At 49.1% G+C, this 24,944-nt stretch carries 26 protein-coding genes; 8 read left to right on the forward strand and 18 right to left on the reverse strand.

The window, feature by feature from the left end; all coding sequences use genetic code 11:
- Positions 1-4 precede the first annotated feature (4 nt).
- Entirely contained in the window at positions 5-739 is a 735-nt protein-coding gene (locus tag ACPAOP_RS02680; RefSeq protein ID WP_423709213.1) for a histidine phosphatase family protein, read from the reverse strand.
- A gap of 93 nt (positions 740-832) precedes the next feature.
- On the opposite strand from ACPAOP_RS02680, the gene ACPAOP_RS02685 reads away from it, so the two are divergent.
- Positions 833-1,738: a LysR family transcriptional regulator gene (locus tag ACPAOP_RS02685; protein ID WP_423709214.1), complete on the forward strand. Its 906-nt coding sequence runs from the start codon at positions 833-835 to the stop codon at positions 1,736-1,738.
- 167 nt (positions 1,739-1,905) lie between these two features.
- Here ACPAOP_RS02685 and ACPAOP_RS02690 read toward each other — a convergent pair whose 3' ends face one another.
- The 10 genes from ACPAOP_RS02690 to rpsP form a co-directional block, all read right to left on the reverse strand.
- Positions 1,906-2,244: a DUF3579 domain-containing protein gene (locus tag ACPAOP_RS02690; RefSeq protein ID WP_423681081.1), complete on the reverse strand. Its 339-nt coding sequence runs from the start codon at positions 2,242-2,244 to the stop codon at positions 1,906-1,908.
- A gap of 307 nt (positions 2,245-2,551) precedes the next feature.
- Positions 2,552-3,610: an acyltransferase family protein gene (locus ACPAOP_RS02695; RefSeq protein ID WP_423709217.1), complete on the reverse strand. Its 1,059-nt coding sequence runs from the start codon at positions 3,608-3,610 to the stop codon at positions 2,552-2,554.
- A gap of 33 nt (positions 3,611-3,643) precedes the next feature.
- Positions 3,644-3,955: a GNAT family N-acetyltransferase gene (locus tag ACPAOP_RS02700; RefSeq protein ID WP_423709218.1), complete on the reverse strand. Its 312-nt coding sequence runs from the start codon at positions 3,953-3,955 to the stop codon at positions 3,644-3,646.
- The gene (locus tag ACPAOP_RS02705; protein ID WP_423709220.1) at positions 3,952-4,182 is read right to left on the reverse strand and encodes a hypothetical protein; all 231 of its coding nucleotides are present in this window, start codon (positions 4,180-4,182) and stop codon (positions 3,952-3,954) included. The genes ACPAOP_RS02700 and ACPAOP_RS02705 overlap by 4 nt, the downstream gene beginning before the upstream one ends.
- Positions 4,183-4,243: 61 nt before the next feature.
- The gene (locus ACPAOP_RS02710; RefSeq protein ID WP_423709221.1) at positions 4,244-5,194 is read right to left on the reverse strand and encodes a CobD/CbiB family protein; all 951 of its coding nucleotides are present in this window, start codon (positions 5,192-5,194) and stop codon (positions 4,244-4,246) included.
- A gap of 117 nt (positions 5,195-5,311) precedes the next feature.
- Positions 5,312-5,980 carry a CoA pyrophosphatase gene (locus ACPAOP_RS02715; protein ID WP_423709223.1) on the reverse strand — a complete coding sequence of 223 codons (669 nt, stop codon included), beginning with the start codon at positions 5,978-5,980 and terminating at the stop codon, positions 5,312-5,314.
- Between the two features lie 95 nt (positions 5,981-6,075).
- Positions 6,076-6,459, reverse strand: coding sequence for a 50S ribosomal protein L19 (gene rplS, locus ACPAOP_RS02720; RefSeq protein ID WP_186883107.1), 384 nt, complete (start codon positions 6,457-6,459; stop codon positions 6,076-6,078).
- Between the two features lie 127 nt (positions 6,460-6,586).
- Positions 6,587-7,333: a tRNA (guanosine(37)-N1)-methyltransferase TrmD gene (trmD, locus tag ACPAOP_RS02725; RefSeq protein WP_423709224.1), complete on the reverse strand. Its 747-nt coding sequence runs from the start codon at positions 7,331-7,333 to the stop codon at positions 6,587-6,589.
- Positions 7,334-7,358: 25 nt separating this feature from the next.
- Entirely contained in the window at positions 7,359-7,901 is a 543-nt protein-coding gene (gene rimM, locus ACPAOP_RS02730) for a ribosome maturation factor RimM (RefSeq protein WP_423681087.1), read from the reverse strand.
- Between the two features lie 17 nt (positions 7,902-7,918).
- Positions 7,919-8,170, reverse strand: coding sequence for a 30S ribosomal protein S16 (rpsP, locus tag ACPAOP_RS02735; RefSeq protein ID WP_110255824.1), 252 nt, complete (start codon positions 8,168-8,170; stop codon positions 7,919-7,921).
- A 168-nt stretch (positions 8,171-8,338) separates the two neighbouring features.
- Between rpsP and ACPAOP_RS02740 the strand changes: the two genes are divergently transcribed.
- Positions 8,339-8,755, forward strand: a complete 417-nt coding sequence (locus ACPAOP_RS02740; protein WP_423709226.1) for a hypothetical protein — start codon at positions 8,339-8,341, stop codon at positions 8,753-8,755.
- Between the two features lie 73 nt (positions 8,756-8,828).
- On the opposite strand, the gene ACPAOP_RS02745 is transcribed toward ACPAOP_RS02740, so the two are convergent.
- From ACPAOP_RS02745 to ugpQ, 7 genes are all read right to left on the reverse strand, one after another.
- Entirely contained in the window at positions 8,829-10,619 is a 1,791-nt protein-coding gene (locus ACPAOP_RS02745) for an acyl-CoA dehydrogenase (protein ID WP_423709227.1), read from the reverse strand.
- Positions 10,620-10,766: 147 nt separating this feature from the next.
- The gene (locus ACPAOP_RS02750) at positions 10,767-11,696 is read right to left on the reverse strand and encodes an electron transfer flavoprotein subunit alpha/FixB family protein (protein WP_423709228.1); all 930 of its coding nucleotides are present in this window, start codon (positions 11,694-11,696) and stop codon (positions 10,767-10,769) included.
- 103 nt (positions 11,697-11,799) lie between these two features.
- A complete protein-coding gene (locus tag ACPAOP_RS02755; protein WP_423681091.1) occupies positions 11,800-12,552 on the reverse strand; it encodes an electron transfer flavoprotein subunit beta/FixA family protein in 753 nt (250 codons plus the stop codon).
- Between the two features lie 460 nt (positions 12,553-13,012).
- Positions 13,013-13,240, reverse strand: a complete 228-nt coding sequence (locus ACPAOP_RS02760) for a sulfurtransferase TusA family protein (protein WP_423681092.1) — start codon at positions 13,238-13,240, stop codon at positions 13,013-13,015.
- A 432-nt stretch (positions 13,241-13,672) separates the two neighbouring features.
- Positions 13,673-16,288 (reverse strand): alanine--tRNA ligase, encoded by a 2,616-nt coding sequence (gene alaS / locus ACPAOP_RS02765; protein WP_423709230.1) that lies wholly within the window; start codon positions 16,286-16,288, stop codon positions 13,673-13,675.
- A gap of 226 nt (positions 16,289-16,514) precedes the next feature.
- Entirely contained in the window at positions 16,515-16,844 is a 330-nt protein-coding gene (locus ACPAOP_RS02770) for a hypothetical protein (protein ID WP_423709231.1), read from the reverse strand.
- A gap of 141 nt (positions 16,845-16,985) precedes the next feature.
- A complete protein-coding gene (gene ugpQ, locus ACPAOP_RS02775) occupies positions 16,986-17,732 on the reverse strand; it encodes a glycerophosphodiester phosphodiesterase (RefSeq protein ID WP_423709232.1) in 747 nt (248 codons plus the stop codon).
- Positions 17,733-17,775: 43 nt separating this feature from the next.
- On the opposite strand from ugpQ, the gene ACPAOP_RS02780 reads away from it, so the two are divergent.
- The 6 genes from ACPAOP_RS02780 to ACPAOP_RS02805 all read left to right on the forward strand — a co-directional run bounded on the left by ACPAOP_RS02780 (position 17,776) and on the right by ACPAOP_RS02805 (position 24,900).
- Positions 17,776-19,017, forward strand: coding sequence for a CaiB/BaiF CoA transferase family protein (locus tag ACPAOP_RS02780; RefSeq protein WP_423709233.1), 1,242 nt, complete (start codon positions 17,776-17,778; stop codon positions 19,015-19,017).
- Positions 19,018-19,183: 166 nt separating this feature from the next.
- Entirely contained in the window at positions 19,184-20,326 is a 1,143-nt protein-coding gene (locus ACPAOP_RS02785) for a sensor histidine kinase (protein ID WP_423709235.1), read from the forward strand.
- Complete coding sequence (locus tag ACPAOP_RS02790) at positions 20,323-21,129, forward strand: LytR/AlgR family response regulator transcription factor (protein ID WP_423709237.1); 807 nt, start codon at positions 20,323-20,325, stop codon at positions 21,127-21,129. Before ACPAOP_RS02785 ends, ACPAOP_RS02790 begins: the two co-directional genes overlap by 4 nt.
- Positions 21,130-21,186: 57 nt before the next feature.
- Positions 21,187-21,663, forward strand: coding sequence for a GNAT family N-acetyltransferase (locus ACPAOP_RS02795; RefSeq protein ID WP_423709239.1), 477 nt, complete (start codon positions 21,187-21,189; stop codon positions 21,661-21,663).
- 57 nt (positions 21,664-21,720) lie between these two features.
- A complete protein-coding gene (locus ACPAOP_RS02800; protein WP_423682255.1) occupies positions 21,721-22,599 on the forward strand; it encodes a sulfurtransferase in 879 nt (292 codons plus the stop codon).
- Positions 22,600-22,839: 240 nt separating this feature from the next.
- The gene (locus ACPAOP_RS02805; protein WP_423709240.1) at positions 22,840-24,900 is read left to right on the forward strand and encodes a M13 family metallopeptidase; all 2,061 of its coding nucleotides are present in this window, start codon (positions 22,840-22,842) and stop codon (positions 24,898-24,900) included.
- Positions 24,901-24,944: the final 44 nt, after the last annotated feature.

Raw genomic sequence — 24,944 nt, forward strand, 5'->3', positions numbered from 1 at the left:
ACTCCTAAACGTAGGTAATGTTTTTCGGGTTATTCAAGACTTCGAGATGAGAAAAATTATTCAGATACGCGAGCGCCAGACGCACCGGCCGCTCCGGCGTGGCGGTTTGTACATGCAACCGGGTTACAGCGCTGTTGACCAGCGACCAGTTCAGTTCGGCAAAACGGGGGTCGGGAAAGCCCAGCACATGCTGGCAAATCGCGGAAATCGTGCCGCCGGAAGTGAAAATCGCAATGTTTTTAGCGCCATCATCGTGTGCAAGTTGCCGCTGTAATGCCGCCACACAGCGTGTTTGAAACGCGCGCCAGGTTTCGCTGTAATCGGCATCGTGCTGGCCGGAAACCCAGCGTGCGACGGCTTGCGAAAAAATATCCTGAAACGCTTGTTTGCCATTCGGCGTATGCATCAGAAAATGTTTGACCGCGGCCGGATCATCGAACTCCGGCACATGACGCGCCAGCACTTCATGGTGGTTGTACTCATTGAAATCAGCGTCGGTGTGCCATGCGGAGGTGTCAGTCTGGCTCGCCTCTTGCGATTGCAACATGGATATACAGGCGAGCGCCGTTTGCTGATGACGGTGCATGCCGCCGGTGACGACGCGACCAATGTTCAGCTCACGTTGTGCCCACCAGCGCCCCAGATGCTGCGCCTGTTGCTGCCCCAGATCAGAAAGCTGATCGTAATTCTGACTGCCAAATGATGCCTGCCCGTGACGTACCAGGTAAATCTGTGCCATTGTTTCCTCGTTCTGCAACTCACTGAAGACTGAGTGTAAAACGACGGATATAATTGATCAAATGAATAGTTATTATCAAATACTATTAATATCATGCATATATCCAGAGTTGACCTGAATCTGTTCACCGTCTTTGAAGCCATTTACAGCGAAGGCAGCGTGACCCGCGCCGCCCAGCAACTACATCTGACCCAGCCCGCGATCAGCCACGCGCTGAACCGTCTGCGGCAGATGTTTGATGACCCGTTGTTTGTGCGGCAAGGACAAACCATGGTCTCGACACCGCTGGCGCGCAGCATCATCGAACCGGTGCGGCAGGCCCTGCGCGGCTTAGAACTGACGCTGACCGACAATGGCAATTTCGATCCGGCGCAAGCCGTCAAGCTGTTCAATCTGGCATTGCGCGATGTGCTTGAATCGACGGTGTTGCCGCCGCTACTGGAGCGCATTACGCAACAGGCTCCGGAAATCAATCTGGCAGCCATTCAGATTGAACGGCGTGAGCTGGTCAGTGAGCTGGCAGCGGGAACATTAGATCTGGCAATCGATATGCTGCTGCCGTTGCCGAATGAAATCCGGCGCCAGCAAATTTCACGCGATACCACTGTCGTGCTGGCGCGCCGTGATCATCCGCTGGTGAAGGGCAAACTTGATCTGGACATGTATTTGCAGGCTGAACATATCCTCGCCAGCTCGCGTCGCAAAGGTATGGGGCTGGAAGATTTCGAGCTTAGTCGCTTAGGTTTGCAGAGAAGAATACGGCTGCGCTGTCAGCATTATTTTGCAGCTTGCCGGGTTGTCAGTCAGACCGATTTATTGCTGACGATGCCGGAAGGCTACGCACGTATTGCGAATCAGCAATTTGGCAATCAGATTCTGCCATTGCCGGTCAGCATGCCATCGTGGGATGTCTATCTGTACTGGCATCAGAATGTCGAACATGATCCCGCTAACCGCTGGCTACGCGAGCAGGTGATTCTGTCCTTATCAGGAAAATGAGCGCATCAGAATCCGCTTGAAATGAGGGGAAATGCCTGGTGACGGTGAGAAAATGTGGGGATCGAAAAGACCACAAATATTGCAGCGACAGTCACGCGACTGCCATCAAAATGGCCGGGATTCAGAAAGACGACGCCACGTCGTCAGAACAAAGTGCGGTTGAGGTTTTATTTGCTGGCTGGCGGTTCATCTGGCAACAAACACGCATCAATGATTTGCAAATCATTGTCTTTTGCAAAATTCACCACGAAATGATAGGCCAATGGCTCAATATCCCGGATTGCTTCGTTCACAACAACAGAACGTATACCATTTAGCAATATCGGACGGACATAAGGAGAATATTGCAGATGCGAGTGCCGACCACCGTCCGGGTTGAAACAGGACATGGCGCCGCAAAGACGCTCCGCCCAATCGCTGGGGCGAAACTGCTTTCCATCGCTGGTGATACCCTGGATGAAAAACTCGCGTACTGGCTTAGGATGAGTTTTTTTTGAATCGGCCATGTGCTCGGCTCGCTATGAAGCAAAATAAAAAAGCAACAATGTCATTATGTGACACCGAGCTTTCAAAATACATGAGTATTATATCTTATAGAAGAGTTGGATCGAAACCTGAGCGTCAGATAAATATCCAAACAATCGGTCCATCACGATGCCAGCTCTCAATATAGTGTATTTTTACCCAAGTAAACTTTACAAACAGATACCGTCAGTCACCTTGCCTGAAAAAAATTGCTTCATCGGCATCGGTTTATTTATTGCAAAAAAGATCAGAATTCCACAGCTTTTTCGGTTTGTTATCCCAGTTATATCAGCGCTGGCGAGGCAGCAATAATGCAGAAAACAAAGGTCGCCGTTTGACCAGCGCCAGCAATCCCAGCGGAAGCAGCACACCACCAAGCAAAGCCGGTATCGCATTCAGATCATCCGAAGCACTGACTTTTGCCATAAGAGAAAAAATTTTCCACTCTGTCCACGAATGGAAAATCAGGATAAATAAACTGCCCTGGCCGATATACGCAAGTATGCGCGCAATATCAGGCCATTTCTGTAAAACAAACGCCAACGACAGTAGCAGATAAATTCCCGATAAAGCCTGGGCTGTCGAGATCCAGAAATGACCGTAATGCCGCAAATGTAAATCCATGGTTTCGTCAAAAAACCAGTGCAAACTGACGAAAATACCCAGAACAAGTGCAAACCAGTATTGTTGAAAATGAAATTTGGCAACAGCAGACTGACAAGCAACGCCCAATAGAATGAAAGCACTGCTGATTCCAAGCAAATCAAGGCTCCAGGGCAAACCGGGGAAGCCTGACTGGTGATCATTGAAGAGGAAATTAACGTCTTGCCAGTCCAGGCTTTGTAAATTCTGCGCCCACATCAGGCAGAAATTTCCCAGACTCAAAAGCAATATCGCCAGCAGACATGTCGCGATGAATCGCTGTTGTTGCGGCAGTTGTTTCAGCAATTTACAGATTGCAAACACCGCCAACAGACAGATAAACAAATGCGGGAGATACCACAAGGGTACCCATTCTATGGTGTTACCAGTCGCATACAGCACGCCAGAAAAATACGGCTGCCACGTCGCAGCAGCGATTGCAATCCGCGCTAGTCCCCATACGCTGAGCACAACAAAATATGGTTTGAACAGCGCGTCGGCACGGGAAATATAAAAAGATCCGAAACTGCTGTTATTTTTAAAAACGACGCCCGATAAAAAGAAAAACAAGGGCATGTGAAACGAGAAAATAATCCGGTACAACTCGCCGTGATTGTGCGTAATGATCCAGTTATGCCCCAACACAACCAGAATAATCCCTGCCCCTCTGGCGATATCAATCGTGTTATTGCGAGGAACGCTCATAAAAGGGCAACTTGAAAAAAGCAGAAAATACGGCTAGGTGTACGTAAGGCAAGAGGCGATGCGTACCTCACCGGGAATCAGGGAATAGATAGCTGCATCGACACTACTCCCGTTCAGATACAGACGATGACGCGCCAGCCCCTCAAATTGCGCCCCGGCTTTATCTGCAACGCGGCGGCTGGCCAGGTTAGTCATCGCCATCACCAGCTCAACTCTGAACAGTTGCAACTCTGAGAAAGCATATTGTGTCAGCGCCGACGCTACCGTCGTTGCAATGCCCTGCCCTTGCCAGCGTGGAGCGACCCAGTAGCTCAGGTTACAACGCCGGCAGATGCGGTCTATCATGTTGATACCTGCCGCACCTGATAGCTCGCCAGACTCTTTATTGTGAAAATACCGAATTCATACGCGGTTTGGAATGCACGTTCTTGTGCACAGACCGCGAACCATTCCAGCGCCTGCGCCTCGGTATAGTCAGGATGGCACCAGTACATCGACTGATCAGCACTCATCGCTGTGTCGCGCACCATCGCTGCAAATGCCGCCGCATCTTTTTTTTCAAAAGCACGCAAACAAAGATCAGATATCGTTATTTGCTGCATCTGATGCTAAAAGATGTCGCCATCATACGGATCAGACCCAGACTGAAAAGGAAAGTAATGCAAGCATCAGCATCCACAATAACAGTGCACGCCAGACGAGGCCAACAACGCTTTGCAGCGCGCGTGGTGTTGCTTCGCTTCCAGGCTGGCTTTCGAGCTCAAGGCTGTCAACGTCCACTGCGGTTGCATCCGCTTGCAACACCATGGCTTTTTCTTCAGGCTCGCCTAAACGCAAACCAAGCGCCCCGCCACCGGCAGACAAAATAATACCGACAGCTTCATCAGACCAGCGATCAGCATAATTACGCCACGAATACACTGCGTCTTCGAAATTACCAACGATGGCAAATGCGACGGCAGTCAGACGCGCAGGAACCCAATCGATCCAATAGAATACTTTTGCAGCATAAACACCAAACTCTTCATTTTTCATATGCTCAGGCTCTGTCCAGGCATGTGCAAGATATTCGGCTACCCTGTACATCACAGCACAAGCCGGCCCGACCGGCATCAGAAACCAGAAAAACACGCCGAATACATTTCTGTGAGTAGCAATCAGCGAGCGTTCAACCGCGAGACGGGATATTTCTGACACATCAAGGTCACTGGTATCGCGGTGGATCCAGTCGGACAGATGACGTCTGGCGGCGTCCTCATCTCCTGCACTCAGAGCTAGTTGTATCGAAGTGAAGTAATGGCTGTAACGACGAAAACCCAGCGTCAGATAAACGATCACGACATTCCATGCAAATGCGGCGAACGGGCTCAGACGCAGACAAAGCCAGTAGATCAATGCGGTTGGAATTGTCAGCGAGCCGACCACAATCCACCAGCCCAATCGGCCATGGGCAACCTTACCAGCATTGAAGGAGGCTTCAATTTTATTTGCCAGCGCCTGTATCTGTGCATAGATAGGATTATCTGCACGCAAGGGTTTGAGTTGCTCAAAAAGGAGGGCAAACAAAATAGAAATAAATGTCATGATAGGCTGAGCTAGATTCGCAGTCAGACGACTGTCTTAGAAGAATTTACCGGTGCGGCAAGTGTAAACCGAATTCCCCAGATTATGAAGCTTTGTTCCCGGAGAAACGTGTTCTTGTCATGCCCGCAGAAAATGAAACAGATTACGCAACATGCCAGCAGTCGCGCCCCAGATAAATCTGTCCTGATATGGCATTGCATAAAACATTCTGCTCCCGCTTCCATCCGGCATTTGAAATATACGTCGCTGGTGGTGACGAGCATTCATCAGAAATGCCAGCGGTACCTCGAATACAGAAGCCACTTCACCGGGATCAGTGATCGTTTCGAAAGGCGGCTTGACTAAAGAAACAATCGGGCTGACCTGATAACCCGTTCCGGTTTTGTAGTCAGGTAAAGCCCCCAGAATATCGATATGAGAACGAGGTAAGCCCACCTCTTCTTCGGTTTCACGTAAAGCAGTTTCAGTCGCGCTTCCATCCGCCAATTCAAAACGACCACCTGGAAAACTGATCTGCCCCGCATGATGCTGTAAATGTGCAGCGCGTTCAGTCAGCAGCAGGGTAAGCCCATTTTCACGCGTCACGATAGGAATCAATACCGATGCCGGACGAAACACCCGCTCGCCCGCCATCAGCTCTTCATTACTGGATTCCGGCGTCCATATCGGCGGACTGGAAAAACGCTGCCGTAACCATGCCGGCGTCAGCCTTTCTGCTTCAACCTCATCCTCGTCTGCGATCGAATGAATCGGTAAGTGCTCAGGTGTCAAAATCAATTTAGTCACGACAATCAACTCTTATTTTCTTAGCTTTCATTTTCAGCGGCACATAAAAAAAGGGACGCCGAAGGCATCCCTTTTTTTTACGGCATAAACAGATATTACTCTGCTTTTGCAGCTGCGACTTTACGTGCTGGCAATTTCTCTTTAATACGAGCAGATTTGCCTGAACGTTCACGCAGGTAGTACAACTTAGCACGACGTACATCACCGCGACGTTTCACTTCAATAGAAGCGATCAGTGGAGAGTACAACTGGAATGTACGCTCAACGCCTTCACCGGAAGAAATTTTACGAACGATGAAGTTGGAATTTAAACCACGGTTACGGCGGGAAATAACAACACCCTCGTAAGCCTGTGTACGTTTACGTGTACCTTCAACAACGTTAACGCTGACAACAACAGTATCGCCTGGCGCAAAGTCAGGAATACTTTTACCGAGACGAGCAATTTCTTCTTGCTCTAATTTTTGGATCAGATCCATTTTTATACTCCGATAACCATCTTGCCGACGCTGCAGACGGAGTCTGACTTCTGCCCGGTAGAGGATGGGGTTTAACATGCGAACCAGATAGGAACGCTCTTTTATATCCCTGCATCAGCAGAGAAACTTACAAACTACTCAAAAACTTCTCATCCGCACGGCTGAGCAAACCAGCTTCCCGAGCCGCCAGAATCAAATCGGGGCGTTTCTTTGCACTTGCTTCCAGTGCACGCTGACGCCGCCATTTTTCAATTTCAGCATGATTTCCGCTCATCAGAACAGCCGGTACAGCTTGCTGTTCAAATATCTCGGGTCTGGTGTAATGCGGACAATCCAGCAAGCCATTTACAAAACTATCCTGCACGGCCGAGTCATCATCGTGCAAAACGCCGGGAATCTGGCGGATAACGGCATCCATTAATGCCATGGCTGGTAATTCACCACCGGACAATACAAAATCACCGAGGCTGATCTCTTCATCAACATACGTATTGAGCAAACGCTGGTCAACAGCCTCGTAACGACCGCACAGCAAGATCAGTCCAGATAACTCAGATATCTGCATCACGCGTTTATGCGTCAGACGCTGTCCCTGCGGCGACAGATAAATAACCTTAGGAGCCGGTTTCGTCAGCTCTGCCTGACGCGCTTTAGCTGCGTCAATTGCCGACTGCAACGGTTTGGCAAGCATCACCATCCCAGGGCCACCTCCGTATGGACGATCGTCCACCGTGCGGTGACGGTCCGTTGTAAAATCACGCGGATTCCACAACTTCAACTCACATTTGCGCTGCTCAAACGCACGCCGCGTCACACCTGATTGCGTAATAGCGCCGAACATTTCCGGGAACAGAGTGATGACATCAAACTGCATACATATGCCTTCTGATTGCATCGGGTTAATAATCTGTACCCCAGTCAACCTGAATTTTGCCTGCTGCCTGATCAACCTCTTTGACGAAATGATCGACAAAAGGAATCAATTTTTCATGCTTTTGCAATTCAGATTCAGGAACATCGGCAGCAGCGACTCGCAGAATAGGATGAGCACCATTATCCATCAGATCACGAACCACGCCGAGGTATTCACCCTGCAAATTTTCTACTACCAAACCGATCAGATCATGCCAGTAAAACTCTCCCTCAGCCAAAGCCGGGAAGTGCTTACGTGATATTTTGATAGTCGCGCCTTTCAGTGCTTCGGCAGCGTTCCGATCCGGAACACCAACCAATCTTGCCACCAGGTCTTCGCCGTGAATTTTTGCTTCAAGGCGATTAACATCGTGCAGATCCGGCTTATCAATCCACCAGGTTTTGGCAGACAACATTGCATCAGCGTCTGGCGAGTACGGACGAATCTTTACCCATCCATGAATACCAAATGCTCCCGAGATATAGCCCACCAGGACCAAATCTTCAGGAACATGAACTTCAACTGGCATTGAGAGCAAACTAACTATTAAGCTGCCGCTTTGCCAGACTGAGCTACCAGACGAGCAACTGCTGGCGACAATTGTGCGCCAACGCCTTGCCAGTAAGCCAGACGATCAGCAGCAACGCGTACTGTTTCTGCGTTGCCAGTTGCTACTGGATTGTAAAAACCGATGCGCTCGATAAAGCGGCCATCGCGACGATTACGGGAATCAGTTGCAACGATGTTGTAAAAAGGACGCTTTTTTGCGCCACCACGAGCTAAACGAATAACGACCATAATATTTCCAAAAAAATTGTTCTAAACGCGGAAAAAGCTGTAGATTATAGCCCGTCCAAAACAAAACAAGCAAGGACTATCAAAGATATGTGCCATAAACGTGTTGATTTGGATACCAGCCACAGCGTCAGCTACAATTATCCCTCTGACAGATTGTAAGAAAACCTGATGATAGCCACACACAAAAACAAAACCATCACAACCTTACTGGCGGCAATGGCAGGCTGCGTCGGGGCGCACAGATTTTATCTGTATGGCAAATATGACTACTGGGGATGGGTTCATCTTGCCAGCTTACCAATCTCCATCCTGATCAGCCATTTGTACTTTGGCTCTCAGGCTCTGCTGACCTACAGCTTGCTTATTTTATCATTCTTAATTGCCTTAATTGAAGCACTGGTAACGGGACTGACACCCGACGAAAAATGGGACGCCAGACATAACCCGGACTCAGTCAAAACAAGCGCATCATCATGGCCACTGGCATTGATACTCGTCCTGACCGCAGGAATCGGCGCCATCACACTGATCGGTGTCATTGCCCGCGCATTTGATCTGCTATATACAGGTGGCGCCTACGGCTAAGCCGGATCAGCAATAAAAAAAGGGACTCAGAAATGAGTACCTTTTTTTATTTAACATTTTACTTCAGTCGAAATTAAAACTGATCTTCATGTAAGGCAAGCACCCCTGCACTACCGTCAACGATAGCGGAACGCAATCCTTGAGCAGCGGACAGAATGTGGTCAGCAAAGAATCTTGCCGTTGTAATTTTCGCCTGATAAAAAGCGGTATCGCCTGCCGTCGATTGGAGCTTCTGCTGGGCGATCAATGCCGCACGGGCCATCTGCCAGCCCCCCAGTACAATGCCAGCCAGCTTCAGATACGGCACACTACCTGCAAAGACGCCTTTGATATCCTGCTTGAAATTCGCAACAACATAGGCAACCACGTCCTCAAGCGCAGCAGAACCTGCCGCCAGTTGCTTCTGAATAGCCAGTAAATCAGGTTGATTCGTTGCCGCCAGAGCTGTTTCCGTTTCACGGATCTGCGCAATCAAGGCTTTTGCCGTCGCACCTCCATCACGTGCAGTTTTACGCCCAACCAGATCATTCGCCTGGATTGCCGTCGTGCCTTCGTAAATTGTCAGGATTTTGGCATCGCGGTAATGCTGTGCTGCTCCGGTTTCTTCGATGAAGCCCATACCACCATGTACCTGCACACCAGTTGAAGTCACATCCAGTGACATCTCAGTCGACCAGCCCTTGACGATAGGAACCAGATATTCATACACAGCCTGATTCGCTTTACGTGTTGCCGGATCAGCATGATGGTGCGCAATATCGCTCAGTCCGGCAGCAACATAAGCCAACGCCCGGGCTGCCTCTGTCTGAGCACGCATGGACATCAGCATACGGCGTACGTCAGGATGATTAATGATTGCTACCGGACCTGCAGAGCCTGCGAGATCACGGGACTGAATACGGTCTTTGGCGTACTGTACCGCTTTTTGATATGCGCGCTCAGCGACACCTATCCCTTGCATACCGACGCCGAAACGTGCCGCATTCATCATGATGAACATGTATTCCAGGCCACGGTTTTCCTCGCCTACCAGTGTACCGATCGCACCACCGTTGTCGCCGAATTGCAACACTGCCGTCGGGCTGGCCTTAATACCCAGCTTATGCTCAATCGAAACACAGTGCGCGTCATTACGAGCCCCCAGACTACCATCAGCATTGACCAGGAATTTCGGTACGATAAACAGGGAAATACCCTTCACGCCTTCCGGTGCATCTGGTGTACGGGCCAAAACTAGGTGAACGATATTTTCGGCCATATCGTGTTCACCATAAGTAATGAAAATCTTGGTACCGAAAATCTTGTAAGTGCCATCGCCTTGCGGAACGGCCCGTGTACGTACCATCGCCAGATCCGAGCCAGCCTGTGGCTCAGTCAGATTCATCGTGCCTGTCCATTTACCTGAAATCAGATTTTCCAGATATATTCCTTTTTGCTCATCACTACCTGCTGTCAGCAATGCTTCGATTGCGCCGTCGGTCAGCAATGGGCAAAGTGCGAATGAAATACTGGCTGAATTGAGCATTTCTATGCATGGTGTCGCAACCAGCTTAGGCAAGCCCTGTCCACCGAACTCCTGTGGATGTTGCACACCCTGCCAGCCGGCTTCAGCAAACATTTTGAATGCTTCTTTGAAGCCTTTAGTCGTAAAGACTTGTCCATCCTGCCAGTAACTTGGCGCTTTATCGCCTTCCCAATTCAAAGGTGCAACAACCTCACCCGCAAATTTTGCATTTTCTTCCAGTACCGCCTCTACAGTTTCAGGCGTGGCATCTTCACAGCCGGGTAAAGCATTCACATCTGACAAGCCCGCAAGTTCATTCATCGCGAACAGCATGTCTTTCACAGGTGCGACATAAGTCATAGCATTTCCTAAAAATAGAAAAGAAAAAAGGACAGAATCAGCAATGTGTCACAACAACAAAAACACTGCTGTCAATGGCGCGACAAACCACTCATTCTGTCCAGTCTGGGCCGGTTATCAAATTAACGGCCCACGAATTCATTAAAATCAGCCCAGTTCAGCAACGAGCTGAGGTACGATTTCAAACAGATCACCAACGATACCGTAATCAGCAACGGAGAAAATCGGTGCTTCTGGATCTTTGTTGATCGCTACAATCGTTTTCGAATCCTTCATACCAGCCAGATGCTGGATCGCACCGGAAATACCAACGGCGATGTACAGTTGAGGTGCAACGATCTTACCGGTCTGACCAACCTGCCAATCGTTAGGAACGAAGCCCGCGTCAACCGCAGCACGGGATGCGCCCATTGCTGCGCCCAATTTGTCTGCCAATGGCTCCAGTACTTTAAAGGCATCCGCAGAACCCATACCGCGACCACCGGAAACGATGATTTTTGCAGCAGTCAGTTCAGGACGGTCAGACTTGGCAACTTCACGCGAGACAAAAACCGATTTACCAGAGTCAGCAACTGCAGCAATGGTCTCGACAGCAGCAGAGCCACCTGTTGTCGCAGCGTCAAATCCTGTGGTACGAACGGTGATTACTTTAACTGTATCGGTCGATTGCACGGTTGCAATCGCATTACCCGCATAAATCGGACGTTCAAACGTGTCAGGAGCATCGACTTTTGTAATTTCAGAAATCTGAGAAACGTCCAGTTTAGCGGCGACGCGTGGCAGAATGTTTTTACCGTAAGCTGTTGCCGGAGCCAGAATATGGCTGTAACCAGCAGCAACAGCCAATACCTGCTCAGCAACATTCTCTGCCAGACCATCAGCAAAATGTGCTGCGTCGGCATGCAATACTTTGCTGACGCCAGCGATCTGTGCTGCGGCTGCGGCTGCGGCACCGGCATTGGAACCTGCAACCAGTACGTGAACATCACCGCCGCATTGAATCGCGGCAGTAACGGTATTCAAAGTGCTGCCCTTGAGGCTAGCGTTGTCGTGTTCAGCGATGACGAGTGTAGTCATGATGTTTTCCACTTAATAAATCACCAGCATGCTATCTGATGAAAAAATTTGTAAATAAGGTGTGGTGAAGCAATCCGTAATTGAATCGGCTGCAATCAGCAAATCAGCCAATCACTTTTGCTTCGTTTTTCAGTTTGGAAACCAAAGTTGCCACGTCAGGAACAACAATACCTGCGCTGCGTTTTGCCGGCTCAGCCACTTTCAGTGTTTTGACGCGGGAAGCGACATCTACACCCAGATCTGCAGGCTTGACATTATCGAGCGGCTTTTTCTTCGCTTTCATGATGTTAGGCAGAGTCACATAGCGTGGCTCATTCAGACGCAAATCCGTTGTCACGATTGCAGGCAGAGTCAGGGCAACAGTTTCCAGACCACCGTCTACTTCACGGGTCACAGTTGCTTTACCGTCAGCGACGGTCACTTTCGACGCGAAAGTAGCTTGTGGCCAGCCCAATAAAGCCGCCAGCATCTGACCGGTCTGATTGCAATCGTCATCAATAGCTTGCTTACCGAGAATAATCAGTTGTGGTTGCTCTTTATCGGCCAGCGCTTTGAGCAATTTTGCTACAGCCAGCGGCTGTAAATCAGCATCAGTCTCAACCAGAATGCCGCGGTCTGCGCCAATCGCCATTGCAGTACGCAAGGTTTCCTGGCATTGAGTAACACCGCACGAAACAGCAACAATCTCAGTCACAACACCGGCTTCTTTCAGGCGGGTTGCTTCTTCGACGGCGATTTCATCGAAAGGATTCATCGACATTTTGACATTGGCGATATCAACACCTGTGCCATCTGACTTGACACGTACTTTGACGTTGTAATCGACTACTCGTTTGACTGGTACCAGGACTTTCATAGTTCTGCCTTTTTGTGAGCTAATTGGGAATACAGATGAACTTACTTCTATTGGATTTATTTATTACTAATTAATACCGGGCCATGCTGATCAACCAGTTTAACCAGGTCGTAAAGCCCCTTGTTTCACGAACAACTACAGGACCTGTCTGGTTAAGTAAATTGACGTATACGTAAAGTAAACCGGGTTGATTATAAATCGAAATGATAAGATTTCGCACAATTTAGCACGATCGTTCCTTTTTTGTTTGGATTGCGTCTAGAGCAGAGTATCTAATCAGCATATTTTACAGGTGTGCAAGCTCTCAATGGTCCGGGATTTTGAGCGACAGATCAGCTTTCGTTTCGCAGTCTCCATACGTCAGCATCAGAATGATCAACATCTTTCAACGCTACTGACAATTATCCTCATAATAAAAAAGCCCGCAAATTATTGCGGGCTTTTTTGTGAAATCTGAGATTTATTTGCGCTTAATAAAATACTCGAATTCATTACTACTTTCCTGATGCGACAGCAATTCATTTCCTGTTTGTTTTGAAAATGCTTTGAAGTCACGAACGGACCCGGGATCAGTTGCAAGCACGTGCAAGACCTCACCGGTAATCATTTCAGCAAGTGCCTTTTTCGTCTTCAAAATAGGCAAAGGACAACTGAGTCCACGAGCGTCAAGTTCTTTGTTGAATTGCATGATTTTTCCTGTAGCAGCAAACGATATAGGTCATTTGCAAAACATTTGACGCACCAATTCTACCGGAATTTTCATTGACATGGTGCGATGCAGCAGACTAACAACATTTGTCCTGTTTTTTAACGCAAAATCTGCACCAAAATATCGCAAATCGCTTTCCGAATCCATTCTGTATTTCAAAATTTATATCAACAGAAACAAGGCAAACTAACATTGAGAGTTATAACGGCACCGATCCATACCAAAGGGAACTGTCTTCTGTTTTATTATTTCATCATAGGTGAAATCCTGCGCATTTTTTGAAAATTCTCAGGCAGAGCTGTTTCTGAACCGTTGTTCCTGATCAGAAAATTTTTTAAATTCAAATCGCCGAGAATAAAAAAACCGGCACGCATGCCGGTTTTTTGTCAGGCTTTTACTCAGAAACTGTGATCAGGCTAATTTAGTACTGATCCAGTCTGCCACGCCCGCGAGTGCATTTGGTAAACCTGAAGGATCAGTCCCACCGGCTTGCGCCATATCCGGACGACCGCCGCCCTTGCCGCCGACTTGCTGCGCCACAAAGTTAACCAAATCACCGGCTTTCAATTTAGATGTGCTATCTGCTGTCACACCAGCGATCAGACTGACCTTTCCGTCGTTCACAGCAGCCAATACAATCGCCGCAGTTTTCAATTTATCTTTCAGTTTGTCCATGGTCTCACGCAAAGCTGTGACATCTGCGCCATCCAGCGTCGCCGCCAGAACCTTGATACCCTTAACATCGACTGCTTTGTTGAGCAGATCGTCACCCTGACTGGATGCCATTTTAGATTTCAATGTTGCCAGCTCTTTCTCAAGGGACTTGACATGATCCTGCACCTGTCCGATACGCTGCGTCAATTCTTCCGGTTGTGTTTTCAAGGCTGCAGCAGCTTCATTGATGCGGCTGTTCAGATTCTGCACCAACGCCAGCGCGACCTCACCCGTTACTGCTTCAACACGGCGTATGCCCGCTGCGACACCACTTTCAGCAACGATCTTGAATAAGCCTATATCGCCAGTACGGGACACATGCGTACCACCGCACAACTCACGGGAAGAACCGATGTCCAGCACGCGGACTTCATCACCATATTTTTCGCCAAACAAAGCCATCGCGCCATGTTTGACCGCGTCGTCAAAAGCCATCAGTTGTGCGCTGGTCGCAGCATTCGCCAGAATTTCACGATTAACAATGGTCTCTACCTGACGGATTTCATCCGCAGTCATCGGGCCATTGTGACTGAAGTCGAAACGGGTTTTTTCAACGTCAACCAGGGAGCCTTTTTGCGCAACATGGCTACCCAACACTTCACGCAATGCCTTATGCATCAGGTGCGTGGCTGAGTGATTACGCATCGTTTGTGCACGAATTTCTGCATTTACTTCCGCCTTGACGTTTTGCACGATAGTCAGGTTGCCGGATTTCAACACACCGTGGTGACCAAAAACATCCGCCTGAATTTTCTGCGTGTCTGCCACTTCAAAGACCGCACCGTCCAATCCTAACAACACTCCAGAATCGCCACACTGACCACCGGATTCAGCATAGAAAGGGGTCGTGTCGAGCACTACGATCGCTTGTTGACCAGCCTTGATTTCATTAACGGCACTGCCATCAACATACAACGCAACAACCTTCGCTTCGTGTTGCAATTGATCGTAGCCGACGAACTTGGTTTTATCGCCGCTGTATTCAATCGCGGTCGCCATTTTGAACTTACCGGCAGCACGCGCAGTCTGTCTTTGCCTTTCCATCGCGGCGTTGAAGCCAGCCTCATCCAGAACAACATTACGTTCTCGGCAGATATCAGCGGTCAGATCGAGTGGGAAACCATAAGTGTCATACAGAGTGAACGCGGTTTCGCCATCAAGATTTTTTCCATCTTTGAGGAGCGCTGTTTCCAGAATTTTCATGCCGTGTTCCAGCGTTTCGCCGAAACGTTCTTCTTCCTGCTTCAATACTTGAGCAACACGCTCTGCTGCATCAACCAGTTCAGGATAGGCACCGCCCATTTCCTTGACCAGATCTGCCACCAGCTTGTAGAAAAACGGCTGGCTTTGCCCCAATTTATGGCCATGACGCAAAGCGCGGCGGGTAATTCGGCGCAGCACGTAGCCACGGCCTTCATTACCAGGAATGATGCCATCAACAATCAGGAAACCAGCGCAGCGAATATGATCCGCAATCACGCGCAGCGAATTGTTTTCCAGATCAGTACATCCAGTTTCACGGGCAGCCGCCTTGATCAGGTTTTGGAAAGTATCGATTTCATAGTTGGAGTGTACGTGCTGCAACACCGCGGACAAACGTTCCAGACCCATGCCCGTATCCACGCATGGTTTAGGCAATGGATGCAAAACACCCGCCTCATCCTTGTTAAACTGCATGAACACCAGATTCCAGATTTCAATAAAACGATCGCCATCTTCGTCCGGTGATCCTGGAGGACCACCCCAGATTTCAGGGCCGTGGTCATAGAAAATTTCGGTACACGGGCCGCAAGGACCAGTATCCGCCATCTGCCAGAAGTTATCAGATGCGTAGCGCGCACCTTTGTTATCACCGATGCGGATGATGCGTTCTACCGGTACGCCGATCTCGTTTTTCCAGATTTCGTAAGCTTCGTCGTCTTCCTGATAAACAGTGACGGTCAGCTTGTCTTTTGGCAGGCCATAAACAGAAGTCAGCAATTCCCACGCATAGTGAATTGCATCTTTTTTGAAATAATCGCCAAAAGAGAAATTGCCCAGCATTTCAAAGAAAGTATGGTGACGCGCTGTATAGCCAACGTTTTCCAGATCATTGTGCTTACCACCCGCACGAACACTGCGTTGCGCCGTTGTGGCACGCGTATAACTACGCTTGTCTTGCCCAAGAAACACGTCTTTAAATTGCACCATTCCAGAATTGGTGAACAATAACGTCGGGTCATTGCCGGGAATCAGGCTGGATGAACGCACACGGGTGTGGCCTTTAGATTCGAAAAAACTGAGGAATTTATCGCGGATTTCTGACGAGTTCATATAGAGATAGGCCAAAGCTGAAAAATGAGTTAACTTCTGATTATACGGTATAAATTCTGCCTTATAACAGGAGTCAGCGCCGTGAAATCCGAAGATTCGTCAATTAAATAGCGATCGGTGGTTGCCATTGCGCCAGCACACAAAACGACTAAAGCTGTTCGCAGACTTTAAAAGAAAAAACCGTCAACGCTGAATGCACTGACGGTTTTTTCTGATAAGGATGATCTTACTGACTGGCTTCAACTTTTCTGGCGTTATGTTTTTTTGTATAAATACGTTTGCTGGCAACATTTTCCTGATGTTCAAGCTTTGCGCGTTCCTGTTTGGTCACAACACCGTCAGCCGCGGCAGCCTCTTTGTTTGCTTCAATCTTCGCTTCGCGTTTTTCCAGATTTGCGCTTTCTTTCGCAGTCAATTCGCCATTGCTGATGCCTTTGGCGATCCGTTCCTGCTGACGTGCCTGACGTTTATCGATATTCGGTGTTGCAGTCTGCGCAAACACTGGCGCAACAAAAGCAGTGGCAAGAATGAATGCTGTCATCTGTATCGTTTTCATGTTGTACCTTTCAATGTAGAAGCATGTTTCCGGGGAGTGAAATCAATGGGTTGTTCCCATAGACTCCACAACGGAGCGCAAACCTTCAGCGATGACAAGTATTTGTATAGTCATGTAACAAGCGGTAAGCAGACATGAATCTCAGAACCCGACAGGTATCAGATCAATCCGGTCGGTACAAAATCCATCGACACCCCAACGCAAAATTTCTGCTGCACGCGCCGCTTCGTTGACGGTGTAGCAAAATAATCCGTAGCCAGCATCTTTCACATTTTTTGCCAGCGATGGACTCAGAAACTTGTGATTCGTATGCAGAGACACTGCACCGACCTCTTGCAATTTCGATTTCCAATCCGGCGTGATCTCATCCATCAGCAAACCGCGCGGAATAGTTGGCGCGGCACGTTTGGCGGCCATCAGGGCAACAAAAGAAAACGAGGAAAACAAAGGCAGGTGCTTTACATCGCTCACAGCTATATCTGCAAATAGTTCAGCACTCCGGGTGGCAACGATATGCCCGGTTTCCTCTTCAAAGCCCGGGGCAGGCTTGATTTCTACATTCATCCAGATGTCATGCTGACGGCATAAACGGACGACATCAGAATACAGCGGCACCGGCTCCCCTTTGTAGCAAGAGTTAAACCACGCACCTGCATCCATTTTTTGCAAATCAGCGGCAAGCGTATCCGCCACATGCCCGCGACCGATGATGGTGCGGCCAAATTCAGGGTCGTGCATCAGCACAGGAACGCCATCCTTTGATAACATGACATCAAATTCCACCGCATTGAAACTGTGCGCAGCTCCACACTTGATTGCCGCCAACGTATTCTCTGGCGCAAGTACGCCGCCACCGCGGTGTGCCAGGACTTTGGGATACGGCCACATATTCATCTCCAGAAAAATATTGCAGACAAAAGGATAATCCAGGATGACAGCGACGTCGTTACAAAAAAAAGCACTCGGCCATATACGTATTCTTGATCTGACTCGCGTCCTGGCGGGACCCTGGTGTGCGCAGAATTTTGCTGATCTGGGAGCCGAAGTAATTAAAGTCGAACGTCCAGGGAATGGTGATGATACCCGCTCCTGGGGGCCGCCTTATCTGCGTGACGAGAATGGCGCTAATACGACGGAAGCCGCGTACTATCTTGCTGCGAACCGGGGTAAGCAAGCCATCACGGTGGATATTTCCACGCCTGAAGGTCAGGAAATTATCAGAAAACTGGCGGCACAATCCGACGTAGTTCTAGAAAACTACAAAGTTGGCCAGTTAAAGAAATATGGACTTGATTACGCATCTCTGAAGGAAATTAAGCCTGATCTGATTTACTGCTCGATTACAGGCTTCGGTCAGGATGGTCCTTACGCTCATCGCGCTGGCTATGATTTTATCGTTCAGGGTATGGGCGGATTTATGTCGCTGACCGGGGAGCGCGATGATCTGCCCGGTGGCGGTCCGCAAAAAGCGGGGGTTGCGATTGCCGATCTAATGACCGGCATGTACGCCACTATCGCGGTGATGGCCGCACTGACACATCGTGACCGCACTGGTGAAGGTCAGTACATCGATATGGCTTTGCTTGATGTGCAGGTCGCCATGCTGGCGAACATGAATACGAATTATCTGGCCAGCGGCAAACCGCCGGTACGCTGGGGCAATGCGCATCCGAATATCGTTCCCTATCAGACATTCGCTACGTCCGATGGTCATATTATTGTCGCAGCCGGCAATGACGGCCAATACAAAAAATTTGTCGCGGCAGGTGGCGAAGAACAACTCGCGACCGATGAGCGCTTCCGCACGAATCCGGCGCGCGTGGCAAACCGTGAGGTATTGATTCCATTACTGGCGGACATGGTGAAACGCAAATCCAGACAAGAGTGGATAGCACTGCTGGAGGACGCCGGTGTTCCGTGTGGACCGATTAACCGGCTGGACGATGTGTTTAATGATCCTCAGGTCAAGGCGCGCGGTATGCAGATTACCTTGCCGCATCCAACAGCCGGCAGCGTGAAGTTAGTTGGCAGCCCAATGAAACTATCGGCCACGCCACCGGATTATCAGTCACCGCCACCTTTACTCGGGCAACACACTGATCAGATTTTAAAATCTGTGCTGGAATATGACGACGAACAATTGAGCCAGCTCAGGCAACGAGGAATTATCTGAGACACGAGGTCCCACACTGGCAAAAAATCCAAGTGCTGTTTCACGCCGGATAAAGCAGGCTTGACGACCTATTCCGCACGACCCGTCGCAATACAATATCGGGAATTCCGGATACGCGCTAAGCTCGGGTCAGGATCAGCTGTTGCATCAGATATTCGGTAAAAAAATGACGACACCACCCATTCCTCAATCAACAATCCGCCCCGCTGAAGACCAAAAAGCGTGCCCGGAAACACATCTTCAGAAATTCCTGCAGGATCTGCCGCGGCTGTTACTTATCAACATCATCTGCACACTGATCGTCACTTATGTGATGCGGTCAAACAGTTCTATTTTTGAGAGCTGGGTTTTTTCAAATTGTATAGGCTTCAGTTGCTACGCACTGATCAGGATCATCCAGCATCTGTTCTGGCGCACACGCAAGCCACAGCCGGTTGTTTTTTTTCTGGCCTGTCTGCTGATTACCCCTCTGGGATTTGCCGCCGGCGCAACGCTTGCTGCCGCCATTTTTTCGTATCCGCTGCTGAGTGTTTTTTCTATGCAGTGGACTTATTTCAGCAGCTTCATCGGATTGACGATGGTGATCAGCCTGATTTCAGTATGGTCGTTCTGGAATAAAGCCAAAATGGCAGAGCTGGCAGCACAGGCTGAAGCAGAAAAAGCAAAATCCGCAGCGATAGAACGGCAGGCATTACAAGCGCAACTACAAATGTTGCAGGCGCAAATCGAACCGCATATGCTGTTTAATACGCTCGCCAATCTGCAAGGTCTGATCACTCTTGATCCGCCACGGGCGCAACACATGCTGTCGCAGCTGATTGTCTATCTGCGCAATACCCTGAGCGCCTCGCGCGCAGAGCACACCACTTTACAGAAAGAATTTGCGCTGATCGAAGCCTATCTGGAGTTGCTCGCAATCCGCATGGGAAAACGTCTGACGTACAACGTCGAGCTGCCCGCAGGATTACGACAACAGCCGATTCCACCTATGCTTTTACAACCACTGGTAGAAAACGCCATCAAACACGGTATAGAACCAAAAATTGATGGTGGCACGATCGATGTCACAGCAGAAGACGATGGTCATTTCCTTTATCTGCGGGTCAGTGATACCGGTCTTGGTCTGTCGTGGAATGATGACGGCTTACCTACAGCAGACTCAACTACCGGTCTGCATCTGGGCAATGCAAATATCAAAGAGCGTCTGCTAGTCTTATTCGGCCCCGCTGCAACACTCACATTGACCGCAAATGAACCAGAAGGCACGCGTGCCTGTATTTCCATTCCTCACATCAACCCGACATCATGATAAAAAAACGCGCCCTGATTGCCGAAGATGAACCGATACTCTCACTCACCCTGCGACAGATTCTGGAAAAACTCTGGCCAGAATTAAGTCTCTGCAGCGTGGTGGAAAATGGTGTTGACGCTGTAAAGGAGGCCTTAACTCAGACACCGGACATCCTGTTTCTGGACATTAAAATGCCCGGAAAAACCGGTCTTGAAGTCGCTGAAGAACTGGCTGAAGAATGGCCGGAAAACAGTGCGTTTCCTCTGATCGTTTATGTTACTGCGTATGACGAATTTGCGATTCAGGCATTTGACCATTCCGCATCGGACTACGTACTCAAACCTGTCAGCGAAGAGCGTCTGAGCAAAACAGTACAGCGCCTACAGATGCGCCTGAGAGATCAGTCGCAACCAGGTACCGAACTCGAACGTGTGCTTGAACAATTGCGTCACATGATGCCCGCGCACATGCACGCGCGCGGATCTGCAACACCTAAGCCTTTACACATGATACGTGCTGCAGTCGGCAATCAGATCCGCATGATTCCGGTAGAAGATGTTTTGTATTTTGAAGCGACAGACAAATACATTAATGTCGTTACGAAAGAACATTCATCGCTGATCCGCAGCAGCTTACGCGACTTATTGCCGCAGATTGATTCCGATGTATTCTGGCAGATTCATCGTAGTACGGTTGTCAACAGCAGAAAAATTCTCGCTGCACACAAAGATGACAGCGGCAAACTGACACTGAAATTAAAAGACAGTGATGATAAGCTGACCGTCAGCAGAGTCTATACACATTTATTCCGGCAAATGTAAGACGCCATCACAACGCTCCCTTACATACGGTAACTCCCCGCCTACAACTCCGAAGCTATGACAAATCAACTTACACAATTACGCTGGCAGTTAACAGCCTTTTCTGAATTCAGTCCCGAGCAGTTACACAAGGTGTATCAGGCGAGGTGCGCCGTGTTTATCGTTGAACAAAATTGCCCGTATCAGGACATTGATGGCAAAGATCCGCTCTGTCATCACCTCATCGCCTGGGATAACAATGATGAGGTTGCCGCCTATTTACGGATAGTCCCGGCAGGTATCAGCTACACGGAACCATCGCTGGGTCGCGTTCTGAGCACGCAGGCGTGGCGCGCGAGCGGCGCAGGAAAAGCTCTGATTGCGAACGGTATCAAGGCGCTGCGCGGGCTGTATCCGTCTGCGCCGGTGCGTATCGGTGCGCAAGCCTATCTTGAAAAATTTTATGCAAGCTTTGGCTTTCAGACAGTCTCCGACATTTACCTCGAAGACGATATTCCGCACATCCTGATGTTACTGCCAGCAGGCTCCCCCTGAATTCAACTATAATTCCGACAAATCAATGACTTACTGAAATCAGTGAATTCCTCAATTATGCCGGTCGCACAGTTATCCCCTGCCACACCTTACGTCAATATCTCTGCCTACAAATTTATCACTTTTAACGATACTGCTGAAAAGCGGCAGGCGTTTATTGATAAATGCCAGGAACTCAATCTCAAAGGAACGATTCTGCTGACGCCGGAAGGCATCAATATGTTTCTCGCCGGGCTGCGTCATGAAATTGATGCCTATATGGACTGGCTGCACGAAGATCCGCGTTTTTCCGATATCGTCGCTAAAGAAAGTTTCTCTGATCGTCAGCCATTCACCAAATTACTGGTGAAGCTGAAAGCTGAAATCATCACCATGCGTATGCCGCTGATCAAACCTGAAAACGGCCGCGCACCCTCTGTTGACGCGCAAACTCTGAAACGCTGGCTGGATCAGGGTCATGACGACAACGGCAAACCGGTAGTGATGGTCGATACCCGAAATGACTTTGAAGTCGATGTCGGCAGTTTTGATAATACGATCGATTACCGCATTTCAAAGTTCACGGAATTTCCGAAAGTCATAGAAGAGCACCGCGACGAACTGAATGATAAAACCGTCGTCACTTTTTGTACCGGTGGCATCCGCTGCGAAAAAGCGGCGATCCATATGCAGAATGTAGGCTTCAATAGCGTGTATCAGCTTGAAGGCGGCATCCTTAAATATTTTGAAGAGGTCGGGGGTGAGCACTATCACGGCGACTGTTTCGTTTTTGATTACCGCACTGCGCTGAATCCGCGACTGGAAGCAACCGAGACTACCCAATGTTTCGCCTGCCGATCGGTCGTCACACCGAGAGAACAACTCTCTGAGTGGTATGTGCCTGGTAAATCCTGCCCACACTGCAAAAAAATGCGGGCAGAGAAACCAAGCACCTGACCAGTACCACCGGGAAATTTCCGGGAAAGCATCGCGCATTCGTGCCCGATGCTTTTTTTATGTCTGCAGTGAACTTCCGCAGCCACTGCATGTCACAATCACAATCCTGCTTTTCTCCGCACTGACGCGTAACGGATAACGTGGCACCCTGCATCCGCGATACCAATGTCCGCAGGTCTTCATGACGTCATTGCTGGCGTAACAGCTTTTTTCTTAACATCATTTAATCTGGATTGATTTATGAAACGTCTTTTACTGAGCACGCTCGTACTAAGTCTTCTATCCAATGCGGCTATCGCTGCAGAACCAGTGACTCCTCCTGCAGGTAATGCTGCATTTGTGCTGGGATCAGGCATTTTCCCGCGGAATTTTGATCCGACCATCCGTGGTCAGGATGATTTTTTCAGGCATGCTCAGGGCGGCTGGTTAAAAGCAACTGAAATTCCGGCAGACAAATCCGACTGGGGTTCTTTCATGGAAGCCCGCGAAAATGTTCAGTACCAGCTTCGTTCCCTGATACTCGATGTGGCAAAAGATGAAAAAAATGAGCCTGGTACAGAACGCCAGAAAATTGCTGATCTATACCTCAGCTTTATGGATGAAGAAAAACTCGACAAGCTCGGTACTACACCGCTGAAATCCGAACTGGAAAAAATTGCCGCTATTAAAGATAAAAATGCGCTCGCGGGTCTTTTCGCTGAACTTCAGAAAATCGGCGTCACCACACCGCTGCGTATGCGTGTTGAGCAGGACAGCAAACAATCGAGTCAATACATCGTCGATCTCGGACAATCCGGCCTGGGCTTGCCAAATCGTGATTACTATCTGAAAACCGACGATAAAAAAATGAGCGAAGTGCGCTCAGCCTATCTGGCACATATTGAGAAAATACTGGCTCTGGCTGGCGATAAAAATGCTGCAGCCAGCGCCAGACAAGTGCTTGCAGTAGAAACCGAACTCGCCAGAGTGCAATGGTCTAACGTGGAAAACCGCGACCCGTTAAAGATCTACAACAAAATGAACATCGCCAAACTGGATACGCTTGCGCCGGCATATCAATGGAAATCGTATTTCCAAGCCGCGGGTATAGGCGGAAAAATGGAACAGGTGCTGGTACAGCAGCCGTCTTATCTGAGCGGCTTCAGCCATGCACTGAAAACGCTGCCCTTGTCTGCCTGGAAAAACTACGCAGAATGGCATGTACTGAACGCCTACAGCCCTTATCTGTCGAAAGCATTTGCTGATGAAAACTTTGCATTCCGAGGCACCACACTGGCAGGCATTAAAGTCAATCGCACCCGTGAGCAGCGCGGCGTGGCGCTTGCCGATCAGATGCTGGGTGAAGCAGTCGGTAAGCTCTATGTAGAAAAATTCTTTGCGCCGGAAAGTAAAGTACGCACAGAGAAAATGGTGAAATATTTCCTGGCTGCGTTCAAAGAAAGTATCGATGCGCTGGACTGGATGAGTCCGGAGACAAAAAAACAGGCGCAGATTAAATTATCAAAAATCAGCGTCAAGATCGGTTATCCGGACAAGTGGAAAGATTATTCCGCAATTAAGATCAGCAAGGACGATCTGGTCGGAAATCTGAAACGCATCCGCACAGAAGAATTTGAAAAAAACATGAAGCGTCTGGGTACGCCGGTGGATCGTTCTGAATGGCACATGACGCCGCAGACTGTCAACGCTTATTACAGTCCGGAAATGAATGAAATTGTGTTCCCGGCAGCACGTCTGCAAGCGCCCCTGTTCAACGTTGCGGCGGAAGATGCGGTGAACTACGGTGCGCTCGGTATTTCTATCGGTCATGAAATCAGCCACGCATTTGACGATGCAGGATCGCAGTATGACGGCGATGGTAATCTGCGCGACTGGTGGACGAAGGAAGACCGTGAGAAATTCAACCGCAAAACCAAAATACTGGTTGAGCAATACAACGGCTACAGCCCGGTTCCGGGTCACTTCCTGAATGGCGAACTGACCCTGGGTGAAAACATTGCGGATAACGTCGGTATCGTGATGGCATTGAAAGCATATCGCCTGTCACTCGAAGGCAAGCCGTCACCAATTCTGGATGGCTGGTCTGGTGAACAGCGTCTGTTCCTCGGCCTCGCCCAGGCCCGCAGAAGCAAAGCCCGCGAACAGCGCGCACTCGCACTGATCAAAACAGATCCACATTCTCCGGGGGAATTCCGCATCAATGGCAGCCTCAGAAATAACACCACTTTCTACCAGGAATTTAATGTCAAACCCGGTGACGGTATGTATCTTCCGGAAAATAAACGGGTCAGCATCTGGTAACTGAATCTGGTAACTGCGTCATAAAAAAAAGTCCGCTTTTACAG

It is taken from the genome of Undibacterium sp. WLX3042 (genome assembly GCF_049544825.1).
Classification (GTDB): Bacteria; Pseudomonadota; Gammaproteobacteria; order Burkholderiales; family Burkholderiaceae_D; genus Undibacterium.